We start from the raw sequence: 26041 nt of genomic DNA on the forward strand, positions 1-26041 counted from the left end.
CCGGCGTCTGGATGAGCGCGGGTGCCGTTGCCATTGCTGTCATCATGACCATTGGCCTGCTGGCGGTGATTGCCGTGCGTGGCCTGGGGCACTTCTGGCCTTCCGATCTGATAGCCGCGCAATACGCGGTGCCTGGTCAGCAAGCCCATGTTCTGGTCGGTGAGCGCGTCGAGCAAGAGCAAGTGCCGCGTGCCCGACTGAAAAGCGCAGGCCTGCCGGTGCCTGATCAAGGGCCGGAGTTCATGACCCGCCAACTGCTCAAGGTCGGCAACCGTGACCTCAACCCCAGTGACTTCACCTGGGTAATCGGGGAGTGGCTGACCGAACAAAGCCGCCCCGTAACATTGATGACACTGGAGCGCCGCGAGTGGGGCAACTTCTACGGCTACCTGGTCAACGTCAAGGAGGACGGCAGGGTCGTGGCTGAGGGCGAAGCAGCCTGGCCGACTCTGCAGGAGCGGATCAAGCGCGTCGAAAAGCTCGCCGACGAGCTGTATAGCCTCGAAAAGAAAGACATTGGCGCCATCAACCACGGCATTGAGCGTCTGCGATTGCGCGCCCGCAAACTGGAACTGGCCGGCAGCCTTGATGCCGCCGCTCAGGCTGACATGGCAGCAGAGCGCGCCGAGCTGGATGCGCGTTACAACGTTATCGAAGAGCGTCTTGAGGGGCTGCATAAAGCCTTTGATCGCGACAGCCTGACTGCGCGCGATGCCAACGGGAAAACAATTGAAATCAGCCTGGGCAAGGTGGTGCACGCCTACCAGCCCAACGCGATGGACACCCAGGCCAAGCTGGGTTTCTACTTCCAGAAACTCTGGGAATTTCTCAGCGAAGACCCCCGCGAAGCCAATACCGAAGGCGGCATCTTCCCGGCGATCTTCGGTACGGTGATGATGACCTTGATCATGGCCGTGATCGTGACGCCGTTTGGCGTGCTGGCGGCGGTCTACCTGCGCGAGTACGCACGTCAGGGGCCGGTTACCCGGCTGATCCGCATTGCGGTGAACAACCTCGCCGGTGTGCCTGCGATTGTGTATGGCGTGTTCGGACTCGGCTTTTTTGTCTATGTGCTGGGCGGCTCGGTGGACCGTCTGTTCTTTCCCGAAGCACTGCCGGCGCCCACCTTTGGTACGCCAGGGCTGTTGTGGGCATCGCTGACACTGGCGCTGCTGGCGGTCCCGGTGGTGATCGTGGCGACCGAGGAAGGGCTGGCGCGGATTCCGCTGTCATTGCGCGAAGGCTCACTGGCGCTGGGAGCGACCAAGGCCGAGACGCTGTGGAAGATTGTGTTGCCGATGGCCAGCCCGGCGATGATGACCGGCCTGATACTGGCAGTGGCCCGTGCAGCCGGTGAGGTCGCGCCGTTGATGCTGGTCGGTGTGGTCAAGCTGGCACCGTCGCTGCCGCTGGATGGCAACTATCCTTACCTGCACCTCGATCAGAAGATCATGCATTTGGGGTTTCATATTTACGACGTGGGCTTTCAAAGCCCTAATGTCGAGGCGGCGCGTCCGCTGGTCTATGCCACTGCATTGCTGCTGGTGCTGGTGATCGCCTTGCTCAACCTGTCGGCGGTCAGCATCCGTAATCACTTGCGGGAAAAGTACAAGGCGCTCGACAACTGATCCGTGTGCCCCCTCTCAAGGAGGGTGGCCCGATGAACGAATGGTTCGCACAGGAGCAATCCATGCAACACGAAAGCCCGACCCGCGGCATGAGCATGTCGGCCCTGAGGCGTCACAAACAAGGCCTGGATCTGGCCGACGAAACCGTGGCCATCGAAGTGCCCGGTCTCAATCTGTTTTACGGCGACAAGCAGGCGCTGTTTGATATCGCCCTGAACATCCCGAAGCAGAAAGTGACCTCGTTCATTGGGCCGTCCGGTTGTGGCAAATCAACGTTGCTGCGCAGTTTCAATCGCATGAACGACCTGGTCGATGGCTGTCGTGTTGAAGGCGCGATCAACCTGTACGGTCACAACATCTACACCAAGGGCGAGGAAGTTGCTGAATTGCGCCGCCGCGTCGGCATGGTGTTCCAGAAGCCGAATCCGTTCCCCAAGACGATTTATGAAAACGTGGTCTATGGGCTGCGTATCCAGGGGATCAACAAGAAGCGCGTGCTCGACGAAGCTGTCGAGTGGGCTTTGAAGGCCGCTGCATTGTGGGATGAAGTCAAGGACCGGCTGCACGAGTCGGCACTGGGCTTGTCCGGCGGCCAGCAACAGCGTCTGGTGATCGCCCGAACCATCGCCGTAGAGCCGGAAGTTCTGCTGCTCGACGAGCCTTGTTCGGCACTCGACCCGATTTCGACCCTTAAAGTCGAAGAACTGATCTACGAACTGAAATCCAAATACACCATTGTGATCGTTACCCACAACATGCAGCAGGCGGCTCGGGTGTCGGATTACACCGCATTTATGTACATGGGCAAGCTGGTCGAGTTCGGTGATACAGATACCTTGTTCACCAACCCGGCCAAAAAACAGACTGAAGACTACATCACCGGTCGTTACGGCTAGGACGTGCTTCGTCAGACCTGAACCACCGCTGCGTTTTCGCAATTAAACCGGACGTTCCAAGGACACCCAGCATGATCCACAAAGACAGCCATACGCATCACATATCCCAGCAGTTCAACGCTGAACTCGAAGACGTTCGCAGCCATTTGCTCGAAATGGGTGGCCTGGTCGAGAAGCAGGTCAACGATTCGGTCACGGCACTGATCGAGGCTGATTCCGGCCTGGCGCAGCGCGTTCGCGAGGTCGACGACCGGATCAACCAGATGGAGCGCAATATCGACGAAGAATGCCTGCGCATTCTGGCTCGTCGTCAGCCTGCGGCTTCCGACCTGCGTCTGATCATCAGCATTTCCAAGTCGGTGATCGATCTGGAGCGCATCGGTGACGAGGCTACCAAGATTGCCCGTCGTGCTATTCAGCTCTGTGAGGAGGGCGAGGCGCCACGCGGCTACGTGGAGGTGCGTCATATCGGTGATCAGGTGCGCAACATGGTGCGCGATGCTCTGGACTCGTTTGCGCGCTTCGACGCCGAGTTGGCCTTGTCGGTCGCGCAATACGACAAGATCATCGACCGCGAGTACAAAACCGCCCTGCGCGAGCTGGCGACCTACATGATGGAAGATCCACGCTCGATCTCCCGCGTGCTGAATGTGATCTGGGTGCTACGCTCTCTGGAGCGCATCGGCGATCACGCCCGCAACATTTCCGAGCTGGTGATCTATCTGGTGCGCGGTACCGACGTGCGACACATGGGTCTCAAGCGCATGAAGGAAGAAGTGCAGGGTATCTCGAGCGAAACCGCTAATGTTCCGGGCGCCGCTGACGATAAGTAAGATTGCCTGCGAGAAAAACGCCCAGCACGCGCTGGGCGTTTTTCATTGTGCAGCGCAATATTTCCGTCGCCTGCGGGTTAAAAAGTCGCGGCGCAGTCAATCAATATGGCTGTTGGCTATCAGTCAACGCTATGCTTGCCGAAACAAAGGGCGTGTTGGCATATCGCAGTTCGCCCTCAGGTGAACACGCCCGCAGGAGCGTCGATGAGTAAAGTCAGTGTATTGGTGGTGGATGACGCGACTTTCATTCGCGACTTGGTCAAGAAAGGGCTGCGCAATTATTTCCCCGGGATCCATACCGAGGATGCAGTCAACGGGCGCAAGGCTCAGGTTTTATTGAACAAAGAAGAGTTCGATCTGATCCTGTGCGACTGGGAAATGCCCGAGATGTCGGGCCTTGAGCTGTTGGCATGGTGCCGTGAGCAAGACAACTACCTGAAGACCGTCCCTTTCATCATGGTGACCAGCCGTGGCGACAAGGAGAACGTCGTGCAGGCGATTCAAGCGGGTGTGACCGATTTTGTCGGCAAGCCGTTTACCAACGAACAGCTGCTGACCAAGGTCAAGAAAGCGCTGGCCAAGGTCGGCAAGCTGGACGCGGTCATGTCCACCGCGCCGGCGCGCATGAATTCGCCGCTCAATGACTCCTTGAGCGCACTGACCGGTGGCAAGGCTGAAGTGGTTCGCTCTGCTTCAGCTGCAGCGCCTGCAAGCGCGCCCAAAGCCGCGCCTGCTGCGATCAAGTCGGCAGCGCCCACTGGCCGCGGGCAAGGCCAGCTGCGCCTGCCAAGTGGCACACAGCCCTGCGTGATCAAGGCGCTGACGCTCAAGGAAGCAACGCTGGTGGTGCGTCACAGCGACAACCTTCCGCAGGTCCTTGAAAGTGCTGTTCTGGACCTGGAGCAGGGCGAGAGCAACGAAGTGGCGCGTCTGAATGGTTATCTGCATTCGGTTGCGGCCTTCGAGCAGAAACCCGACAGCGAATGGCTGCAAGTGTCCTTCCGCTTTGTGGATCAGGATGCGCAGAAGCTTGACTACCTGTCGCGCCTGATTGCACGCGGTACGGCGCAGAAGCACTTCATTCCGGGCGCCTGATACCCGCGTCAGTCTGAAGATAGGTGACTTATCGTCATCGACAGGTCCTGTAGAGCCTTGGCTACGAGGCTCTCAGACCTGGTCCTGCAAGGTGTGAGGGAAGGCTGCGTTGCAAATGACGAGTTTTTGTTGAGCCAGGACGACACCTCGCGTCGGCTTTTCCCGCAACTTTGGTGCGCATGTTCCGCTATCGCCGTAACTCGCCGTTCTATTTAGTTTTTCCAGTCGCATGAAAATGCAAATAACCACTGGAAAAACACTTCAATGCCCCCAATAGCGCTTCAATCAGCCAGCAACACCGCCTCCGATCAGCCAGCCCCCGTCACCGACATACGCTCTGATCTGGGGCTTTTCTGCCAGGCCCTTGGCAGGCTGACGCCACCTGCCGAGTACCGTGACAAAGCCCTGTCGAGTTCGCTCACCCGACAACTGGCTTCGCCTGACGTGCAAGCGTCGATTGCACTCGGACTGGCAGCGATTCCCCGACACAAATGGGCCGACAGCGATTTGCAGGTTGATCCGGCAACTGCCATGGCAGCCGCGAACCGAGCCGAGTACCTGCGCAGCATGGCGACCCGCATCGTCAACCCGGGCAATGCCCCCTGGCTCAAGACGGCGATTCACAATGCAACCGAAGTGTCGGGGATGCGCGTGCTTTCGCTGGCCATCAGCCTCAGGCATGAGCACTCGATATTATCGTTTGAGTCCCTGATTGCGCTTGCTGCCGTATTGCTCATGCCTGTGCTGGATTCGAGCACCGAGGCGAACCAGCCGCTGCCCACTGCGCAGAGCCTGAATGTTGATGTCCCACGAATGGACATCTGGGGCACCGTTCATGATGTAGGCGCTTTGCTTCAGCAATCGGGCATTGAACTGCTGTGTGAACCCGGCACTCATGGCAGCGCGTTACGGTTCAGTGCCCAGGGGACATGGCATGCGCTGAGCCAGACGGCACAGTTCAAGTCCGCCTTTGCTCCGCTGCTCGATTACATGGGTTGGTACGGCGGTCAGGGTGATGAACAGACCTCATGGTTCATCACCCAGGCACTGGCCGGGCGAGTGATCGCCGATCACCTGGCAGGCGCTGTGCAGATCGCTGGCCAGCCACTCGAAAAGGCTCTGCGCGGTGGCTGGGTCTGTGATTACAGCCATACGCAGTTGCACGACATGCTGGTGAAGCTGACGCACACCGGCTTTCCCGATGCTACGTCCAGCACGCTCGACATCATGTGCTACCTGTTCCTGCGCGAGGCGATGCCTGAGTTGCTGGTAGGCGGCGTTCCTGATCATCTTCAATACGGTCGTTCGTTGCAGAGTGTGGCTCTCCTTCACGGCGTTGCACTGGTCGAGGCGCTGTCTCCGGGCCTTTCGCAGATCACTCCCTACGATGAGCTGATCAAGGTCAGCGTTGACCTGGGCCAGTCCACCGATGCTAATGTCCAGGCCCTGTGGACCAGAACGCTGATTGTCCCGGCGTTGCGTTACGCGATTGCGCAGGGCGTCGTTCAGCAGCCGGTTAATGACGATATTCATCAGGCTGGTGCCGAGCAGGTCAGCCAGGCGCTGGCTTATCTGCACGCGCAGCAGGCGGCGCATGCTCGCGAGCTGAACAGCCTGCTTGGGTCCAGCCCTCCGGACCGCAAGCGTCTGGCACAGCACATGTTGAAAGAGGCGGGTGTCGACTGGCGGCTTTGGGACAAGAGCATTCGCATCGAGCACTGGCCGATATTGCAGGAGCACGGGTTCACGGTTGCAGCTTCATACTCCATCGACCGCTTGCTGGCTGCGGGTAGACCACAGGCGTCGGTTATTGAACTGGTGATGATGGGTGAGGTGTATATCGAGGGGCAGCCTGCGGTTCCTGAAGCCTATGCCAGTGCTTTCGATCTTTTTCAGGGGGCTATGGTCAGCGCGCAAGCTGGCATCATCGAACGATTGCTATCGGAAATGCAGCCGCGAGACCGGGCTGACCTGTTGAATTCGACATGCGAACTGAGTCGGGTCCGGTTCGGGTCGCAAGAAGGCACGCAGGGACTTTTTGTCCGGTGTCAGCGAGGCGACCACCTCAATGATTTTCAGGGCCACTCTGTGGTAGAGCGTTTTTTCCAGCTGATCCCGGCAGCGGGCGTCGCCGGTGAAGTCCATCAGGCGTTCACCTATGAAGTCGAGGACGTCACGTGGTCTGGCACTGTTTCGATCATCGAGGCGTTCCACCTTAAAGATGCACATCAGCGACGTATCGAAGAGGCCCGGGTCACGCCACTGCTTCCAATGGACAGCGACGCCTACCTTTCGGGTTCTGTTTCCCGCTCCACGCGGGCTTACCACAGGCCACAGCAAGGCATGCTCGTACCTTCTGCCGAACTGGTCTACTTCACCCAGGCTGATGAACCGGGTAATTTGCAGGCCCTGGCGAACAAAGCGGCGTTACATTTGCTGGCTGACTTCCTTGAGCAAAGCAAAGTGCTGCACCTGCACGAGACCGAATGGGAAAAGACCTGGGCCAAGGAGCGCGAGTACGCTGACCTCGCTGCTCGTCTGGTCATTCCGTTCTACGGGTGCATCAAGGATCTTTCCGCCGGTGGCCGCTCAGGCGGGCTGATCATAAGCTGTGTGATGGATACTGCCTTCTTGCTCATTCCTTTGGGGCAGTTTGCCGGATCGACTGCCCGAATCATCCTGCGGGCCGGTGAAATGAGTGTGGAATCAGTTGCCAGAGTTGCCGCTACTGCGGTCAAAACACTGATCACCGGGCTGGCAAAACAGAGCGCGATATTCGCCCTGCACGACCTTGGCAAGGCGGGCCTGAGAATAGGCGCGCGAAGCTGGGCTGCTTTGCTGGACGAGCTGCCGTCTCTGCGTGACGTGTTTGCATCGCAGTCCGCACTTGAAGCCGGTATGCATCTCGACAAGGGGATGTACAGGCTTGCCGAAAACGCAGAGCAACTGCTGCCGGATGTCGCGGTTTCAGATCTGCTTGTGAAGGTGGATGGCAAGTCCGGTGTGGTCGTACGCAATACCGGTACGCCGGAGCAGCCTGATTTCAGGTTATCCGATCCGCTGTCTGATGCGCCGTTCGGGAAAAGGCTGACGCCTTTGTCCGGTCACGATCTCAGCGAATTTTCGGTTTTTTCAGCGCAGGAGCGCATTGGCCCTGACCATTACCCGGCTATCGCCCCGCTTATTGAAGTTGAAGATGGTTTTTACGAGGTCTGTATTGCCGAAGAGAGCCACGTGCTTGCAAGCGAAAGAGACGCCGGTGTTTTCCAGATACGTGTCGATGATCACCTCTACCGCCTGGACGCGTATGCGCCCGATGCTGCGCTGCGCAAGCTCACGGCCGAGAAACTTTCACAACGCTCGGAATGGTTGCTTGAGGCCGAAAACGTCTGCCGGGTTCGACGCGATCTGATCTCGCTGCCGTGTACCGATGGTGTAAGGCTGAAAACACCAACACCGGAGCCTGTAAGAGATGGCTCGACTTCACCCAAACGTACCGGCAAATACCCCAGCAACGCCATGGACGCTCGCGAGTTCAGGCTGCACAGGCTGAAGTCTGGTAACGAGTCCATTGATGTATTTGTCAACGAAGGCAAGATCTGCAAATGGGCCGATGCCGGAGAAGTGGTCGCTTCTACTTCAACGCAAGCGCCTGCCGGGAAAGTGGTCATGCCGCTTGCCGATGCTGAGCGGGCGCTGTTTGCCCTGCCGGAAGCGCCTGTGTACCTGCCCGAACTTGCAGGCGTGCTTGCAAGCGAAGGATTGCTGGGGCTGCCGGAGAATTTCGTCGTTTCTGATGCGCAATGGATCTATGAGCACATGCCGGTTGTCGAGGTTGGCCCCATCGCTTCCGGCATCAACGATGCCCGTACATTGCGCGGCATCCGTTTCGACACCGATGGGATGCCCTGGATTTTCATCGAACCTGACAGCGGGGTGTTCTACAAGGCGCCAGTCGTTGTCGAGGGTTCGACCGAGCTGAAGTTTTCTAGCGTGACCGTTGCTGAGGAGATTAGCGAATACCTTCGCCTATCCGAACAGTACCGACTGGTCCGTGACTTTCCACATGCCGAACAGGATCAGGAAAACATTGCGCGGCTGCTGTTTGATCTTCTGGACGACTCCGGGCGAGAAGCATGGAGCGTTGCCTGGGGGAAACAGATCACCCGCTACGAGGAGTACGCTGAGTGGTGTACCGCCAATCGGCAAAAAAACAGGCTTATGGGGTACGCCGCCAATATCCTCTCTGGCGAGCTCATTCAGAAACGATTCGTGGAGCTGACCAGAGACAGCATTCCGGACTTCCAGAAAGTCATCCAAAGAAGCTTGCCGGAACAGCAGCATATTGTGGAGGTCCTGAACCATCTGCTGCCTGCACAGGGCTCGCCGGTCCGATGGGAGAGGTTGGGCCTGGAGAGCATTGTGAAGCCCAAGGCAGCACGCAGCATCATGAATCAGGTCAAGGGAGCCAACCTTTCTTTCCTGCAGGCGTATACCGAGGCCGGTGAGCGGATCGTGTATTACGCGCTTTCCGGGGGGCGCAGAGCGAAAAGCCTCAAGCTTCAGCTCGATCTTGTCGATGAGACCGAGCGGGTCATTGACGGTGTGATCTATCGAGATGCGCGGGCCCGGATGGCGGGACGCGCGCCGGATCCGGGTTTCACCAGCCTGCCAGTGATACGCGATGCTGGTCGACTGGTGGTCAGTAAATTCGAGCGTCACCTTGATTCAGAGCGTCTTATCGCAACCATTTTCAAGGAAGACATGGCGTCTACCCGTCTGACGCATATCAAAGTGTTCACTGTGATGGACACGTGCCGCTCCTGTGGCGGATTCGTTTTACCTCGCTTGAAGCTGGACTTTCCGGAGGCACAGTTTTCCGTCACCTACCTGAAGGACTACCAGGGCAGTTGATCGCTGGCGCGGCTTTGTTGACGCGTTATTCATGTCCGATTGATACCGCCGAGTCCTATTCTGCCGGCAAGGCTGATAGGCTTGGCGTTCAGTGCCCATGAACCCGACCCTCACCGATGCTTGAACGCCTGCTCGTCCTGTTTGCCCTGACGTTGACTGTCCAGTCGGCGGGTGCTGTCACGATTTATAAATTTACCGATGCGGGTGGCGTGGTCTCGTTTTCGGACCGCCCTACGCCAGGTGCATCGGTGATGGTGTTTCGCGACCGCATGGTCGAGCGTATCGATCAGCAGGTGCATTTGAGTGTCAGACGCGACCGGGGCATACACAGCCTGTATGTTCGCAACGACCTGTATGCGCCGGTCGAAGTCGAGGTCAGGCTCTCCAGTGTGACCAACGTGCTGGGCGTCGCTGGCTCTTCAACGACATTGCGTCGTACGATTCCGGCACGCAGCAACCAGCGGGTTGTGGTGCTGAGCCCCAAAGTGGCAAGCAAACCGATGAATTACGCGTCGATGCTGACCTCGACGCTGGGCGACCCGAAAGGCAGGGTACAGGCCTATAAATACCCACTGCCCTGGATTGGCGGTCCATTCCGTCTGACCCAGGGACCGAATGGCAAATACAGTCATTTCGGGATCAAGGGTCGTTACGCGATGGACATCGCCATGCCTGAAGGCACGCCGATCATCGCGGCGCGTGGCGGCACAGTGGTGAAGATCGAAAATAGCCAGTCTGGGCGTGGCTCGAATCCGTCGGGCAACTTTGTGCGGATCCTGCATGAAGACGGCACGATGGGCGTTTATCTGCACCTTATGCAGGGTTCTGTGAGCGTCCGTGAAGGTCAGCGGGTCAATGTGGGCACTGCGCTGGCACGCTCAGGCAATACCGGCAACAGCACCGGCCCGCACCTGCACTTTGTCGTACAGCGCAATAACGGCAGTGAACTGGTATCGATCCCCTACGAATTCGCCACCCCGGTGCAGAGCCTGCCCAACTTTGCGGTGGGCGGGAATTAGCCGCAGAGCTGCCTGCACTCACATAACTCTGCGTCCTAAATATGCCCTCACGCACGTTCAAGGTCGGACGCAGAGCGCGTCCAGAACGGCATTCCCACGCTGGAGCGTGCGGAGCGATAGGTGTCAGAACCCTATCGCGCCAATGCCGCGTTGGCATGCAGTTCATGATGCTCTGCGTCATATAGATATGTGCCGCGCTACACGCGAGAATGTGGAACTCTCACGCTCTGTGTATCAATCCAGTTTCAGCACTTTGGCCAGGACAATTTTCGGGCCTCTCATCTTCTTGATGATGATGCGCAGGCCTTCGACTTCCATCTGCTCTTCTTCTTCCGGCACCCGCTTGAGGGTTTCGTAGATCAGGCCTGCCAGTGTTTCGGCTTCGATGTGGTCCAGGTCAATGCCCAGCAAGCGTTCGATCTTGAACAGCGGCGTGTCACCACGCACCAGCAGCTTGCCCGGCTGATAGGCCAGAATGCCGCGCTCTACCTTGCGGTGCTCGTCCTGAATATCGCCGACCAGCACTTCGAGCACGTCCTCCATGGTCAGATAACCCACGATCTTGCCGTCAGCCTCTTCGACCACGGCAAAGTGCGCTCCACCTTTGCGGAACTGCTCCAGCAACTGCGACAGCGGCATGTGCCGCGAAACGCGCTCCAGCGGACGAGTCAGCTCCGCCAGGTTGAAGGACTCTGGAATATGATCCAGCGCCGCCAGCTCCAGCAGCAGGTCCTTGATGTGCAATAGCCCGACAAACTCGCCGCGTTCGGCGTCGTACAGCGGATAACGGCTGAATTTGTGGCGACGGAACAGGGCGAGGATTTCCTTGAGCGGCGCATTGAAATCCAGCGAGACCATGTCTTCGCGGGAGTTGGCCCAGTCGACCACTTCCAGCTCGCCCATTTCGACCGCTGAAGCCAGCACGCGCATGCCCTGATCGCTGGGGTCCTGGCCACGGCTGGAGTGCAGAATCAGTTTCAGTTCATCACGGCTGTAGCTGTGTTCATGATGCGGGCCGGGCTCACCCTGGCCAGCGATGCGCAGAATGGCATTGGCGCTGGCGTTGAGCAGGTAGATTGCCGGGTACATAAGCCAGTAGAAGAAGTACAACGGAGCCGCCGTCCACAACGACAGCAGCTCCGGCTTGCGGATAGCCCAGGATTTGGGGGCCAGCTCACCGATGACGATGTGCAGATAGGAGATGATGAAGAAGGCGGTGAAGAACGACACGCCCTTGATCAGTTCCGGAGTGTCCACGCCCAATGCAGCGAGCAACGGCTCCAGAAGGTGTGCAAAGGCCGGCTCGCCGACCCAGCCCAATCCGAGCGAGGCGAGAGTGATCCCCAGTTGGCAAGCTGACAGGTAGGCATCCAGCTGGCCGTGAACCTTGCGCAGAATGTGTCCGCGCCAGCCGTTCTTGTCGGCGATGGCTTCAACCTTGGTCGAGCGCAGTTTGACCATGGCGAACTCTGCCGCAACGAAAAAGCCGTTGAGCAGGACCAGAAACAGCGCAAAAAGAATCATGCCGAAGTCGGCGAAGAGTGAAGACAGGTTAAAACTAGGGGAAGGGTCCATGATGGGGTTTTGCAGGGTCCGTATTGACAGGAAGAGGGTATTGTCGCGTCACAAGACGCCATGAACCCGGCAATGTAGCGGCTGAAAGCACGATTGCCTAGTCGTCGTTCGAGGGTTTGGACAATTGGCCGCTGGCAAAGTGACAAGTAAACACGCTGCCCTTGCCAAGAACGCTGTTGATCTCGAGATTGCCGCGGTGGCGCAGCAACACATGTTTGACGATGGCCAGGCCAAGTCCGGTGCCGCCGGTGTTGGAAGCGCGACTGGTATCGACGCGATAAAAGCGTTCAGTAAGGCGCGGCAAATGTTTGGTTTCGATGCCGATCCCGGAATCCTGCACGCTCAGGTGCGCGCCACGTTCGTCGGCCCACCAGCGGATATGGATGACGCCCTCTGCCGGGGTGTATTTGACCGCGTTGAAAATCAGATTTGAAAACGCGCTGCGCAACTCGCTTTCACTGCCTTTGAGGCGCATGTCGCTTTCGAGGCTGAGGTGGATCTGCTGGTTCTTGCTGCCTGACAGGGCGTTGGCGTCAGCCGTGATGGTCTTGAGCAGCGTCTTGACGATTACCGGATTGTTGTCCGAAGGGTAATCCGTGGCTTCCAGCTTGGCGAGCAACAGCAGGTCGTTGAGCAGCGTCTGCATGCGCCCGCCTTGCTGGTGCATCTGTTGCAGCGCACGAACCCAGCGTGGGTTCACTTCTTCCACGTTATCGAGGAGTGTTTCCAGGTAGCCGAAGATAACGGTCAGTGGCGTGCGCAACTCGTGGGAAACGTTGGCGACGAAGTCTTTGCGCATCTGCTCCAGTTGATGGATGCGGGTGACATCGCGTACCAGCATCAAGTGTTCGTTATTGCCGTAGCGGGTAATCAGCAACTGGATGCGCAGACGGTCGTTGGTTGGCGAAGGTATTTCCAGAGGCTCGCTGTAGTCGCCCAGCGCAAAATACTCTTTGAAGCGTGGGTGCCGCACCAGATTGGTGACGGGCTGGCCACTGTCCTGCGGTGTTTTCAGGCCTAGCAGGGTTTCGGCTGCGCGGTTCCACCATTCCAGGTTGCCATCGCTGTCGAGCATGATGACAGCGTCGCGCAGGGCCGCCGTCGATTCCTGAACCCGGTCGATGACCGCCTGCAGGCGCCCGCGTACACGCTGGTCGCGGCGCTGCAGGTGATAGATGCTGTCGAACACTTCACCCCACAACCCGTAACCGTCCGGAGGCGGCTCGTCTGCTTTGTGGCTGCTCAGCCAGTCGTGCAGGCGCAGAAGCTGTTTGAGGGTCCAGGCCAGATACAGGCCCAGCCCGGTGGCCAGGCTCCAGCCATATTGCCCACTGATCAGACCGACTATCAGGCAGGCAGTGACCAGTAACAACATGTGGCGTATCAGAGTGCCGTGCCAATTTTGATTCAATTAAGGGTAAATCCTTGTCTGATCCGCACTGCCCACATTGCCTGCGCCGACAAAGCAGCTGTCAGCTTTTCGTGGAAAAGCGATAGCCTGTGCCGCGCACGGTCTGCACCAGATTTTCATAGGCATCGCCCAAGGCCTTGCGCAGGCGACGGATGTGGACATCAACGGTGCGTTCTTCGACATACACGTTGCCGCCCCAAACCTGATCCAGCAACTGACCACGGGTGTAGGCGCGCTCCTGATGGGTCATGAAAAATTGCAGCAAGCGGTATTCGGTGGGGCCCATTTCTGCCGGCTTGCCATCGATCGTCACACGGTGGCTGATCGGGTCAAGCAGTAGACCGCCGACTTCTATCGGCGCTTCACCATCCGTTGGGCCTGCGCGGCGCAGTACGGCCTTGAGGCGTGCAACCAGCTCGCGAGGAGAGAAGGGCTTGGTGATGTAATCGTCAGCGCCTACTTCCAGGCCCTGGATCTTGTTGTCCTCTTCGCCCTTGGCAGTGAGCATGATGATCGGGATATCCCCGGTCAGTTCGTCACGCTTGAGGCGGCGAGCCAGTTCGATACCGGACGTGCCTGGCAACATCCAGTCGAGCAGAATCAGGTCCGGCTTGCGGTCGACGATGATCGCGTGGGCCTGCTGAGAGTTTTCGGCTTCAATACAGTCATAGCCGGCCATTTCCAACGCAACGGCGATCATTTCGCGAATAGGCGCTTCGTCGTCAACGATCAGAATGCTCCTGCCAACCATGCTTGAACCTCTTGTCATTTAACTGTCTTGGGGCGCATTAGATAACGGAATTATTGCAGTCGTGTGACAGGTTTGAATGAGGCTAGCACGCTAGCCGTGCAATGAGGTCGGCATGGCTTTCTTATTCACGTTTAGCAGCAGATGACACCGGCTGCCTCAGCGCACTGCGTAGTCGGCCACGATGCCGAGAAATATGGCCAGTCCGGCCCAGTGATTGTGCAAGAAAGCCTTGAAGCAGGCATCCCGTTCGCGCAAGCGGGTACTCCAGAACTCCCAGGCGAAGCACCCCGCGGCGGTCAGCAAACCCAGATAGAAGCAGGTGCCCAGTTCGAAACGCGCGCCGGCCAGCAACAGACAGCCCAGCGCCAGACCCTGCAGCGTCGCAATGATCACGCGATCAGCGTCACCGAACAGTACAGCGGTGGATTTCACACCGATTTTCAGGTCATCGTCGCGATCCACCATGGCGTAGTAGGTGTCGTAGCCCACCGTCCAGAGCACGTTGGCGATATACAGCAGCCATGCGGCGGCAGGCAGGTCGCCGGTCTCGGCGGTGAACGCCATTGGCATGCCCCATGAGAACGCCGCGCCCAGCACCACCTGTGGGTAATAGGTGTAACGCTTCATGAACGGGTAAGTGGCGGCGAGGGCCAGGCCGCCGAATGACAGCCAGATGGTGGTCGGATTGGTGAACAGCACCAGCACAAAGCTCGTAACGACCAGCACTGCAAACAGCGCCAGCGCTTCGCGAGCGCTGATTTTGCCGCTGACTAAGGGGCGTTGCTCTGTACGTTTGACGTGACCGTCTACCTTGCGATCGGCGAAGTCATTGATCACGCAGCCAGCCGCTCTCATCAGGAACGCGCCGACCACGAATATCACTACGGTCTTCAGTGAGGGCGAGCCTTTACCTGCGATCCAGATGGCCCAGAGGGTGGGCCACAGCAGCAGGTAAAAGCCGATGGGCCTGTCGATGCGCGTCAACTGAATGAAGTCCCAAGCCCGTGGGCTCAGGCGATTGAGTGATTTGAGCAGTGACAGGTACATCAGACGCAATCCTTGTTTTGAAGCTTGTTGCACAGGGCGGGTAGAAAGACTTCGGCGACCAGCACGCTCAGCGCGCCGCGACTGAACACCGAGCGGCGTGCCCATAGCGCTGGCGTCATTTGCGAGGCGGCGTCGGCAGGAGGCAGACCGCCCTCAGGGTAATGACACACCTCAAGCATGCCACGCGTGAACGCGGGGTCGCTGAACAGCAACTCGCCCAGCGAACGCGTGCCCAACCGGTCCATCTGCAAGCCATCATCCTGCAAGGCGCTGCGAGCGGCTACGCTACGAGCGAACACCCAGTTGCAGCCATTGCCGCGCAGATACACTTCGCGCACCCAGCCTTCGCTGGCGAGTGGCAGGTTCAGGGCCAGGCATTCGTCGTTGCGTAAAGGCTGCCAACCCTCAAACAGCGGCAGCACACTGAAACCGCCGTCGGACAGACGGTCAAGCCTGCGCGTGAGCGAGTCCGGATGGAACAGCCAGTCGAGAATCTCAGGCTCGGGCGCATCGATCAATTGCTCTCGCGAAAGCCAGATCGGGCTAATGGATACGGGAGAATGCTGGGTCACGGTAAGTCATTTTCGACGGACAACGAGGTCGCGAGCTTAGCATGATTGACGGCCTTCACCGACGACCGGTCGAACAGCTCGTTATAGATTCAGGCTTGCATACTGGACTGCCGATCAGTACAACGCCCCTTCAGACGGCGAACGACCGTCATATAACTTTCAGCCTGATGGAAAAGAGAACCTGATATGAAGAAGTGGCAGTGCATCGTTTGCGGCTTGATCTATAACGAAGCCGACGGCTGGCCGGACGACGGGATCGCGCCTGGCACGCTTTGGCAGGACGTACCCGAAGACTGGCTGTGCCCGGACTGCGGCGTGGGCAAGATGGACTTCGAAATGATCGAAATCGGCTGATTGTGCCTGAAGATCAGGCGTGGCAATGAATAGGAAAGAAAAATGAACGCACCTGTCGTCATCATCGGCACCGGCCTAGCGGGCTATAACCTTGCGCGCGAATTTCGCAAGCTGGACGGCGACACACCGTTGCTGCTGATTACTGCCGATGACGGCCGTTCCTATTCCAAGCCGATGCTTTCCACCGGTTTCGGCAAGAACAAGGAGGCCGATGCATTGAGCATGGCCGAGCCGGGCGCGATGGCCGATCAGCTCAAGGCCGAGGTCCGTACGCACACGCGGATCAGCGGTATTGATCCCGGTCACAAACGCCTGTGGGTCGGTGAGGAAGCGGTGTACTACCGCGACCTGATACTGGCGTGGGGTGCCGAAGCAATACGAGTGCCGGTGGAAGGCGACGCAGGCGATGCGATTTTCCCGATCAACGACCTTCAGGATTACGCCCGTTTCCGCACTGCGGCGGCCGGCAAGCGTAGGGTCTTGATTCTGGGGGCAGGGCTGATCGGCTGCGAATTCGCCAATGACTTGATCTTGGGCGGCTATGAGGTTGACCTCGTGGCACCCTGCGAGCAGGTCATGCCGACCCTGCTGCCGCTCGCTGCGGCAACGGCGGTGCAGACCGGCCTCGAGAGTCTGGGCGCGCGTTTTCACCTGGGCCCGGTGCTGACTCGACTGCAGCGCAGTGGTGACGCACTACAAGCGAATTTGTCCGATGGACAGATCATCGACTGCGATCTGGTGGTGTCTGCGATCGGGCTGCGTCCGCGCATCGAACTGGCGGCTGCCGCTGGCTTGCAAACGGGCCGTGGCATTCTTGTCGATCGTCACCTGCAGACTTCCCACGCCAATATCCACGCGCTGGGCGACTGCGCTGAAGTCGATGGTCTCAACCTGCTGTACGTGATGCCATTGATGAGCTGCGCCCGTGCACTGGCCCAGACGCTGACCGGCACACCGACTGCCGTGAAGTACGGGCCAATGCCCATCACGGTAAAGACCCCGGCGTGTCCGCTGGTGGTTTCGCCACCACCCCGCGGAAAAGAAGGCCACTGGCATATCGAGGGGCAGGGGAGCGACATCAAAGCGCTTTGTCATGACGCCGAAGGCAATCTGCTGGGCTACGCGCTGACTGGAGCGGCCGTTATGGAAAAACTCGCACTGAACAAGGTTTTACCTGCGTTATTGGCATGATTTCGACGCATTTTGTCGGATAGTCGCCATATTTTCGCCAAAAAACGTCTTCGATGCACTGGCGCGGCTCAGTCCAGCATGCCATTCTCGTTACCGTCGGCCGCGACGTAGAGCCGTCGCAGCGCCTTGTAGCCGTTTTTGACAGCGGCGCGGGACATAAAAACAAAAACCGTAAAAAGAGGCTTCATATGCGTAAACCAGAAGTTGCAGCCGCTATTGCTGAAAAGGCGGATATCACCAAAGACCAGGCCAAGAAAGTCCTGGATGCCATTCTTGAAGAGATCACCGGCGCACTGCACCGCAAGGAAAGCGTGACGCTGGTCGGCTTCGGAACGTTTCTGCAACGCCATCGCGGCGCACGCACCGGTAAAAACCCACAAACCGGGGAGCCGGTAAAAATCAAGGCTAGCAACACTGTCGCCTTCAAACCGGGCAAATCCCTGAAAGATAGCGTAAATAATTCGTAGGTTGTTTCAAAATCTGTGGATAGCCTGATGCAGGCCTCTATATTAGAGGCCTGTTTGCGTTTTGGAAACGTTTTTTTTTGCTGGGGTCAGTTTCAAAAAAAAGCGAGTGTGAAGAAGTTCACATATAAAGCTTGGTGTTTCATTATTGACGCGAAATTCACCTATCGGTACGGTGGCGGTATTCATTAATGACGCGAGTGTTTCATTCTGTGGAATCGGCTTATAGGTTGTGTAATGTCAGATTTGAAATGCTCGGCGGCATTAAGTTAAAGATTGTTGCAAAGAATAATGAGATTGATATGTTTGCCGGTGCAGATGCACTGCAGCGATATGAGAACGGAAGAAAGATCAATTCTATAAAAGCAGATCAGTCCGCAATATTAAATCTGTATAGATTTTGCGAGCAGCAAGGCATTGATATAATTTCAAGAGTCGCGCTTCAGAAACCGTTGAGAATAGGAGAGATAGAAGCGCTTTCATCTTGGTGCGGATTTAAAAACGACGGGGAACCAGTAGTTGCTAAATTCTATCTATCCAGAATGAGAGGGGCTAAACGGTTTCTGATCTACCTGTGGAGTTTTTATCAAGGAAAAAAGAGCCATACCATAGAGAACTTGCAGATGGGCAATGCGCTGCTCAAGCAAATGAAGGAGGGGTTTGATCTCTATTCTAAAAAACCTTTTGCAGGAGAGAGAAAAGACGCTGTCGGATTAACGCCGAATTTGCAAAGAAAGTTTTTCTCTATCATTAATCCGAGTGAGGATAATTCGCAGAATCCTTGGAAAACTAATAAGATTCGCTGGAGGAACTATATCCTTTTGCTATTAATGATGGCAAGCGGAAATCGTAAAGGTGAGATGTTGTTGCTACGATTGAATCATCTGCAACTTACAGGGAAAAGGAAGTATTACGATATTCTGAAGTCTGCCGAGGTCAAAGACTACCCCAGGGCGGAGAGTCCAGCTATAAAGACGCTAGGAATGCAAGTGGAGCTGCATGATGATATTGCAGCACTTGTGGAGTACTACGTAACGCACGTCAGGAAAGAGTTTAAGGGCTGGCAAAAATCGAGCTTCGTATTTGTGTCGTATCGCGATGGATTACCTCTTTCTGTCCAAACGCCCAATGCTATTTTGAACGAACTAGTGAAAAAGCACTCGGCGTTCAAAGGCCTATTATCTCCACATCGGCTACGCAACACATTCCATGATCTATTAAATGAGGCATTGGACAACAAACATCGACATATGCCTGCCCTTAGTCGTGCGCTGCTAAAGGCGCCTGTACAAGAGTCTGCCGGTGGTTGGGCTTCGGGAAGTATCATGCCGGCACGGTACGCAAAAGGCTCTATCCAGCGTAACGTTCGAGAGTTGCAGCTGCTAATACAAGGACATATGACAGAGTTTTGTCCCTTTACTGGATTTAGCTAGAGATATCTAATGACGGTCCGTGAGATGCTTGTTTCGCCCGACATTGGCGAAGATGTGGTATTAGGTGTAAATCGTTTTGTGACTAGCAGACTGGTTTACGAGTTGGAGGTGTTCTCACGTTTTGGGGAACTCCTTCCAATGGTACTGTTGCCTGACGATACAACTCGCACCGTTTACCTACAACTTGGTGAGATTAACCTTGTCAGAGGGGAGCTAGGAGCACTTGTAAAAAAATTTATTAGATTCACTCTTGAACGATATCATGCAGGCACAGTGTCAGCCCGCATTAGTTTTTTGCGAATGTTTTCAGTAGATTCTCCTGATAGAAATTCATTTTTTGACGCTCTTGATCAACTGATATGTCAATCGAAAGGACGGGACAAAGAGGTGCTGATAACAAGCGCCAAAGCGCTAGTCCGGTTTTTGATTGTGCACGAATATGATTTTGATATACGGTTGGCAGAAGATTTTTTAGGTTTGGAAGGCTACACCGAGCACCAGAACAGCTATAGTGCCCTTTTTATGATGGATGAAGAACTTGGCCCCTTTAGTCGAGAAGAAGTAGCAGTGCTCTTGAGAGAAGTAGATAATGACACTCACTCTTGCGTGGTTAGAGTGATATTGGATCTGTGTCTGAATTTTGGCCTGAGACCCATACAGATATCGTTGCTTAAGCGGAAGGACTTTATCTACGACAAGATGGCTGGTCTGCATTATTTGCGTATACCTCGCGTCAAAGGTTCATCTCAATATCGGCGAGTAAATTTTACAACTAGGCTTGTGCGCGAATCCACGGTTACGTTGCTTGAAGGGCTTTTTAAGTCACAAACAGATTTACCGCTCCATATTAATGAGGACGAGTTGCCTATATTTTTAAGATCAAAGCCTCTTAAGCTCCGGTTTTGGCCTGGCTATGATTCTCCCTTGGTTCCCCGGGCTGGGTACATGTCATCCAAGAGCATCTACCAATCTGAGCACAAAAGAAGTTATGCTCTCCACTGTACGCCTCAATATATTTGGAGGGTGTTGCACCAGGCCGAAAAGTCATTTCCTTTGTCGCCGAGGACTGGAAAAAATTTTCATTTGAACCCTTATAGGTTTAGATACACCTTGGGAACGATGGCCGTGGTTTCCGGTTGCGCACCTGAGGAGGTCGCCGAGCTGCTTGACCACCAAAACATATTGTCCGTGAAGCACTATTTCAAATTTAGCCTAGAGATGTGGGAACTTCTAGAGTCCGCAACTTCAAACAGGGTTGAGCAGCAGATGTTTACAGCCGCTTGGATGAATGAGGAGACGATTCCAAATAACATGTACAGCAGAGTGGTACATGAAGTCAGGGGGTTCAACGCGATAGGTCGTTGTGCCAGCAAAACAGCGTGCTTTGAAGAGCCCGCAGTTGCATGTTACTCATGCAAGAGGTTTTGCCCAAATAAAAGCAAAGTAGTCCATGAGGATGTGCTAAATGGGTTGGAGGATCGGAGGTCGCACCTTCTTGCATTCGGGGACAGCCAACTGGTCTCTGCAATTGACGAATCCATAGCCGGTTGTAAAGCCGCAATAGCATATTCGGCTGGTATACCTGTTGTGTCGATTTATCCTGCGAGTAAGTCTTCATGAAGACTACTATAGGTTCTCTGTCGCATAAGAGGCTGGAGCACACGCTTTCGAAATTACAAGACACAGCCAAGAAACGATTTGCAAAGCTTTCTGTTTTCCCAATTTCTTCCTGGGAGGATGATTGCTGGAGTTACTGTGGTAAGTCCAATATCTATTTCAGTAAAAACGATATATCGCCCGAGATGTCGTCGGTTCTAAAAGTCTTTCTCGTAGACATTTTGTGGCATCGGCGAAGCTCCAGACACTTAACCCCGAGCGGTGTTAAAAAACCTATGGATGCTGCTAAGCTTTTTAGTAAAGCTGGCGTCTTGTCGTTGTGGGACATCGACCAGGTATCGTATTGGCGAGTGCTAGAAAAGTTAGCGGCGAGGACTTCTGCTGAAGGTTATGTGCATGGGGTTAATTCTTTTATTGCGTTTCTTGCTGAGAACGAGCTGTTAATTGAGAACATTGATATTGTTGCAGGGAAAACATTCAGGTCCGCGGATGAGTATGGGCGCGTTGCGAAGGGTGACAAAATGCCTCTTCCAGAGTTGGTCAAAGCAGTAATTGGCTTAAAATGGGCCATCGCAGGCCAATGGGATGGCAGCATTAGAGCGGAAATGGATATGCTGTGTGTGCTAACCCAGATTTTTCAATATGGTTTGGGACTTCGGATAGGAGAAGTACTACGCCTGCCCGAAAATTGTTTAGTTTCCATCAATGGCGAGCTTTACTGTCGAGTCTGGACTGCAAAAGGTTCCGCTCCTGAAGCTCGTTACATTCCCAAAATTTGGCGGGTGGCGATATCCGATGCTGTTGATAGGATCAAAGCTATTTGCGCACCTTATCGGGAAAGTGCACGAGCTATTGAGTCTGGCGCCATTATCTCAGAATTGAAGCACCGTCTCGCTTCTCGAGCAGAAGCGATTGAAGACAGGATTTCGCGGGACTTAGTAAAGCTTCATTCTTTCGCCGAAGAAAATGAGCGCCATGCTGTTGTAAGGTTGGCCAGCAAAAGAGCGATCGTTGGTGATAGTTTAATCCCGTTACAAGACTTGGGAGGCTATCTTCCGATATGTAGCGAATCTCTAGGAGATTATCAATTGCTAAAGACCTATAAAAGATGGGGCTTTTCTATCACTTCCTCACAGATTGGCCATAATAGATTCAAGCACTTCGTCAAAGGTGAGGATGTGCAGCGGCGCTTGAACGAGCTGGTTCAGTTCAGGAAAAATTTTATAACATACAGGGAGCTTTACGAACTAATTCAAGGGGCAGAGCATCATGGCGCACCTAGCTCATCATTTTTTACAGAGCACATGCAGTATGTGAACTTGAGTCGGCTGCATAGCTATGCGCTTTTCGGGCGAGAGGAAACTAGTCCACACGGCCAGTCAATATTTGATCTAGAGTCCGCTGAAAAAGTTATAAGAAATGTAGTCGGTGGGGGCTATGAATTCCTCAATGAAATCCCTAAATCGGAATTGAAAAACGTGTATCCTGAGCTGTTTAATTCTCTTAATTCCGTTGGGAAGTCGGATCATGCCACAGGCTTTTATTCCAAAGTCAAGATTTCAGATAGGCGCGTCCGTTTTTCTATTAAGGTTTCCTCTGGCCCCATGAGGTACAAGATTACAAGCGGTTACATGGCTGACGCAACCAGCATTGCCCCTGCAGTCAGCGATTGGTTTGTTGAGATCAATGCCAAAGTGAGTTCCGAGTTGGTTGCTTCGATAAAAGATGAAACACTTGAAGATGGCTTAGAAATTAGCTCTAGATCTTTCAATATAAGTCAGAGGGTCTCAGATCATCTTTTTGTCGTGCCTAGCAACTCAGGAGGCGTCTATAATCCGAAAATACCGGTAGTACTCGGATACTACTCCGTTCTTCACGCGCTTACCCCGAGTAAAGATGACCCCGCAAAACAATCGGCGTTTAGTCGCTACGGCGTTGAGACGGACCAGGCTTTGATTTACTCATTTAAGACTCATAAAGGAAGGCACTGGCAGACGAATTCTTTATTTAGGGCCGGCTTAGCCGCCAGCATCGTTAACAAGTGGATGGGGCGTACTGAGTTGCAAGGAGCTCATTACGATCACCAGACCCCTCGTGAGCGTGCCGCTAGAGTCGGAGAGCTTATGTTGGATCAACAGTCTCGATTCATAGGGCACTTGCCTGAAACCGTCAAGCGGTGGTCTGAACAACTCATTCCGGCCACCAATATACAAGAACTTCTTACTTCGACGCTGCAGACTGTTCATCACGGGCCAATGGGATATTGTGTTCGCGATATAAATCTAAAGCCTTGCGTATATCACCTCAAGTGTTTGACGGGTGCAAATGGTTTGGGTTGTCGGGAATTTGTATTCGACCTTCAAGATCCTGGTCAGCGGAAAAAGCTTGAAGCGGAGCGAGACAAAGCGGAAATAGAGCTGAGCAGGCTATTCGAGCTTATGGATCATGCTCGGATTCCCGTAGAGTCTGTCGAAATGCACATTGAACATCAGATGACCGTGTTTCGCAATTCGACGGCCGTGCTGGAAAAATCTGAGCTCATACTTACGCAGGCTCAAGCAGATGAAGCCAAAGACTTTATGCCTTTTCGGCATGATGGATCTAAACCAGATGACTGTGCTTTTCAATGCGGGAATTCTTGAATGACCACTAAAGCTGATCAATGGACTCAGGCTTTCGCGCTGCTACAGAGGTTTGAGCGCCAGATCGTAATGCCAAACCTATTTTCTTGGAAATACATTACTGATCAGTGTGGGATCTCCAAGGCCACCCTGTGGCGTAACAAACAATTTGAGGCCGAGTACCAACGCATCAAAGCCATTGTTACTTCATATGCTCTAGGAGCATCTGATTTCAATTTAGAGGAATCTATCTCCAACGCTAAGGATTTACAGAAAGATAAGCAGATTGAAAAACTAAAAGCCCAAGTTGCTGAATTAACTCAACAGCTTAATCGTGAGCGAGAGCGCTTAATTTACGCATCACTCATCGCTCGTCGAAAAAACATTGATCCTGGCGAGTTCATGGAACAGGTGCCCATCAGGCGCGGCGCGGCCCAGCAAGCGCAGATTACGCCAATTTCCACCAAGACTACGCCCCCCAACAGGGCAGTCAAAGGCTGACCAACCCTAGAGCTAACGGTGCTTGCGCCGCTACATCATGCTGAGCGCCTAACTATTCAATCGAATATCACGCTGCGTGAACTGAAAAATTAGAGCCAACTACCGTTGATAACATGGAATATAATTTGTCTCACGAGAACATTTATAGATAAAACCAAGTGCGCCACAAGCTTCCGGGTTTTATCCCAGCATGACCAGGCTCCGTACGAAGAGTACTGTCGTAAGCACCACACAGGCCAAGGCTATTCAGCAAGGTGCGTCAGAAAAAGCTCCAACTTTCGCAGAAGCTCATCAAAGGTGATTATTTCGACATCCTTGTAAGAACATCTAAAAGTCTCAAACGAACGTATTAGCTTTGACTCGGCGGGGAGGGTTCCGGCGATTACCACACAACGGGTATTGTCCGGCCGAGAGCCTGCCAGGATCTCATCATCACGATGAATGCCCCACGCCGTCTGTAGCGAGTGGCGTTGATACAAAACCTGACTGACTGCCCCGCTTAACTCTGAGTCTGGGGCATGGACCCCGCCGCCATGGCGATATTCTCTTTTCTGTACAAGAGGTGTAGAGGGCTTTTTGATCTCGACAATTGACAAAACCTGGCCGGCCCCTCGGAAAAGATAGTCGCCTATTTGGGCTCCTGTACCTCTGATTCCACTGGGCTGGGCATGAAACTGCGCGCTTACCAAATGCACGGGTCCACAAAACAACATCGTCAGTATGAAGATATTCTGATCGAAAAATTGCTGCCATAAGTTCTCGCTCAGTTGTTGAGCAAGCATGTCGCGATATGAGTCGATCATTTGCTGCAGCGAGACCCGCTCGATATCGGCATGCAGCTCCATCAACGTAAGAGGGTGCTCAGCGGCAAGCGCCGGAAGATCCTCTCGGACTTTTACCACCGCACGCCGACGAACTTCAGCGGCGTTTACTGGACGTTGCGATGGACCAAAGCGGTTGGGCCCTGGCCCGAGATCCAACTGGTTCGTGTTTTCAGACTCCGTACCGATTTCTGAATTGCTGGGCGCGGGAATACTCGTCATAACCACGTGCTGCATGCGGGTTTGGAATTCCCCACCAGCATCGCTAACACGAACTCGATAAAGCCGGGCGCCGTGTAAAAAGGGAGCTAACTCTAACGCCAGAGCACGATCACCTACTTGCCATTTGTGTGGCGTTGACTGCGTAAACAAATTGCACGTTTGCCCCATCATCAACGTCCGCTCTACTGCCGCAGCTCGTGCCTGCGAAAGTCCGACACGAGTACAAATGGAGTGCACGTCCAGGGGCGTATCTAGGGCACCTTGACCTGCTGCTTCACATAAGGCAGCGCTGACATCGCAGTGTGGCATGAGTACATCGAAGGCTTTGAGTAATTCAGCTTTCATTGTGTTCGTTAGTCATCTCGAGAAAACCGCGGATGTGCTGTCCCTTGTGTGTCGCATCTTCGCGAGGTGGAGGACCGCCTTTCAGGACGGCACGCGACAGCAGCTGATTTTGCGCAACACACGATGTTTCTGGAATCATGATGCAGTCAGGACAGGCCCCACCGGCGGCATCGCAAAGTCGACCTGAGTTGCAGCGGTGGATCGACGTATCTAAGAAACGCTTCAGAAATAGATTGTGTTCGTTGCGCCACAACGATGACAGGTTACCCAGGTCCATGGTGGTGCCGTTTCGATACACCACAAATGCGAGGTCGAGAGGAAAGATGTACTCCCCCATAGAGCTCAGGTCCAAGCCTGACAGCTCGGCCACGTTTTTCATAAGTGCATGTGCATATGTGTGCAACAGGGTGTACACGTAGCGGTAGGTTGATGCATCCCCTTCTTTGAGAAGGGAGAAATAGCGTCCGAAGGGTTCTGCCACTTCTAGCAGTTTCCCACCCAGCTTGATGGAGCCACTGCTGTCCCACTGCGGCAAGTCTGAGACGCCCACTGCCTGTAACCACTTATAAACGGCATCAGGGTCGAGGCGCACATACAGCGCCTCGTTCGCCTGTGTCACGACATAAATAGGTCGTTTGCCATTACTTAAGGGTTCAAAGAGCTTCAAGCGAACAGGCATATCTGTAGTGGTCTAATGATTCCGGACACTCATTTAGGCGAGAATATCGCCA

20 protein-coding genes are annotated in these 26041 nt (G+C 54.8%); 13 read left to right on the plus strand and 7 right to left on the minus strand.

The window, feature by feature from the left end:
- The first annotated feature begins 11 nt into the window (after window positions 1-11).
- From pstA to I9H09_RS00685, 6 genes are all read left to right on the plus strand, one after another.
- Window positions 12-1628: a phosphate ABC transporter permease PstA gene (pstA, locus tag I9H09_RS00660; RefSeq protein WP_173402280.1), complete on the plus strand. Its 1617-nt coding sequence runs from the start codon at window positions 12-14 to the stop codon at window positions 1626-1628.
- A gap of 62 nt (window positions 1629-1690) precedes the next feature.
- On the plus strand, window positions 1691-2524 hold the full coding sequence (pstB, locus tag I9H09_RS00665) for a phosphate ABC transporter ATP-binding protein PstB (protein WP_005895112.1): 834 nt from the start codon (window positions 1691-1693) through the stop codon (window positions 2522-2524).
- Between the two features lie 71 nt (window positions 2525-2595).
- A complete protein-coding gene (gene phoU / locus I9H09_RS00670) occupies window positions 2596-3357 on the plus strand; it encodes a phosphate signaling complex protein PhoU (RefSeq protein WP_005895114.1) in 762 nt (253 codons plus the stop codon).
- A gap of 204 nt (window positions 3358-3561) precedes the next feature.
- Window positions 3562-4452, plus strand: a complete 891-nt coding sequence (locus I9H09_RS00675) for a response regulator (protein WP_005895116.1) — start codon at window positions 3562-3564, stop codon at window positions 4450-4452.
- 264 nt (window positions 4453-4716) lie between these two features.
- On the plus strand, window positions 4717-9366 hold the full coding sequence (locus tag I9H09_RS00680) for a deaminase domain-containing protein (RefSeq protein ID WP_122311305.1): 4650 nt from the start codon (window positions 4717-4719) through the stop codon (window positions 9364-9366).
- A 116-nt stretch (window positions 9367-9482) separates the two neighbouring features.
- Entirely contained in the window at window positions 9483-10385 is a 903-nt protein-coding gene (locus I9H09_RS00685; protein WP_005895120.1) for a peptidoglycan DD-metalloendopeptidase family protein, read from the plus strand.
- 234 nt (window positions 10386-10619) lie between these two features.
- Here the strand turns inward: I9H09_RS00685 and I9H09_RS00690 are convergent, their stop codons facing one another.
- From I9H09_RS00690 to I9H09_RS00710, 5 genes are all read right to left on the minus strand, one after another.
- Window positions 10620-11960 (minus strand): hemolysin family protein, encoded by a 1341-nt coding sequence (locus tag I9H09_RS00690; protein ID WP_005895122.1) that lies wholly within the window; start codon window positions 11958-11960, stop codon window positions 10620-10622.
- Window positions 11961-12057: 97 nt separating this feature from the next.
- On the minus strand, window positions 12058-13335 hold the full coding sequence (gene phoR / locus I9H09_RS00695; RefSeq protein WP_230855615.1) for a phosphate regulon sensor histidine kinase PhoR: 1278 nt from the start codon (window positions 13333-13335) through the stop codon (window positions 12058-12060).
- A gap of 97 nt (window positions 13336-13432) precedes the next feature.
- On the minus strand, window positions 13433-14122 hold the full coding sequence (gene phoB / locus I9H09_RS00700) for a phosphate regulon transcriptional regulator PhoB (RefSeq protein WP_004881608.1): 690 nt from the start codon (window positions 14120-14122) through the stop codon (window positions 13433-13435).
- Window positions 14123-14278: 156 nt separating this feature from the next.
- Window positions 14279-15169, minus strand: a complete 891-nt coding sequence (ubiA, locus tag I9H09_RS00705) for a 4-hydroxybenzoate octaprenyltransferase (protein WP_122347525.1) — start codon at window positions 15167-15169, stop codon at window positions 14279-14281.
- Window positions 15169-15741, minus strand: coding sequence for a chorismate--pyruvate lyase family protein (locus I9H09_RS00710; protein WP_024691592.1), 573 nt, complete (start codon window positions 15739-15741; stop codon window positions 15169-15171). The genes ubiA and I9H09_RS00710 overlap by 1 nt, the downstream gene beginning before the upstream one ends.
- 186 nt (window positions 15742-15927) lie before the next feature.
- Between I9H09_RS00710 and I9H09_RS00715 the strand changes: the two genes are divergently transcribed.
- The 7 genes from I9H09_RS00715 (at window position 15928) to I9H09_RS00745 (ending at window position 23922) form a co-directional block, all read left to right on the plus strand.
- Window positions 15928-16095, plus strand: coding sequence for a rubredoxin (locus I9H09_RS00715; RefSeq protein ID WP_002555879.1), 168 nt, complete (start codon window positions 15928-15930; stop codon window positions 16093-16095).
- Window positions 16096-16137: 42 nt separating this feature from the next.
- Window positions 16138-17286, plus strand: a complete 1149-nt coding sequence (locus I9H09_RS00720; protein WP_005895129.1) for an NAD(P)/FAD-dependent oxidoreductase — start codon at window positions 16138-16140, stop codon at window positions 17284-17286.
- Between the two features lie 188 nt (window positions 17287-17474).
- A complete protein-coding gene (locus I9H09_RS00725) occupies window positions 17475-17753 on the plus strand; it encodes an HU family DNA-binding protein (protein WP_122347524.1) in 279 nt (92 codons plus the stop codon).
- Between the two features lie 248 nt (window positions 17754-18001).
- Window positions 18002-19183, plus strand: coding sequence for a tyrosine-type recombinase/integrase (locus I9H09_RS00730; protein ID WP_183142485.1), 1182 nt, complete (start codon window positions 18002-18004; stop codon window positions 19181-19183).
- 9 nt (window positions 19184-19192) lie between these two features.
- A complete protein-coding gene (locus I9H09_RS00735; RefSeq protein WP_122347522.1) occupies window positions 19193-20803 on the plus strand; it encodes a site-specific integrase in 1611 nt (536 codons plus the stop codon).
- A complete protein-coding gene (locus I9H09_RS00740; protein ID WP_236502383.1) occupies window positions 20800-23442 on the plus strand; it encodes a hypothetical protein in 2643 nt (880 codons plus the stop codon). The genes I9H09_RS00735 and I9H09_RS00740 overlap by 4 nt, the downstream gene beginning before the upstream one ends.
- Window positions 23443-23922 carry a hypothetical protein gene (locus I9H09_RS00745; protein WP_122347521.1) on the plus strand — a complete coding sequence of 160 codons (480 nt, stop codon included), beginning with the start codon at window positions 23443-23445 and terminating at the stop codon, window positions 23920-23922.
- 242 nt (window positions 23923-24164) lie between these two features.
- Here the strand turns inward: I9H09_RS00745 and I9H09_RS00750 are convergent, their stop codons facing one another.
- Together I9H09_RS00750 and I9H09_RS00755 are read right to left on the minus strand one after the other, a co-directional pair.
- Window positions 24165-25310 (minus strand): Shedu immune nuclease family protein, encoded by a 1146-nt coding sequence (locus I9H09_RS00750; RefSeq protein ID WP_122347520.1) that lies wholly within the window; start codon window positions 25308-25310, stop codon window positions 24165-24167.
- Window positions 25300-25989 (minus strand): hypothetical protein, encoded by a 690-nt coding sequence (locus I9H09_RS00755; RefSeq protein WP_236502384.1) that lies wholly within the window; start codon window positions 25987-25989, stop codon window positions 25300-25302. The genes I9H09_RS00750 and I9H09_RS00755 overlap by 11 nt, the downstream gene beginning before the upstream one ends.
- Between the last annotated feature and the right edge of the window lie 52 nt (window positions 25990-26041).

Origin of the sequence: Pseudomonas tremae, assembly GCF_023278125.1 — a bacterium.
GTDB classification, from domain to species: domain Bacteria; phylum Pseudomonadota; class Gammaproteobacteria; order Pseudomonadales; family Pseudomonadaceae; genus Aquipseudomonas; species Aquipseudomonas tremae.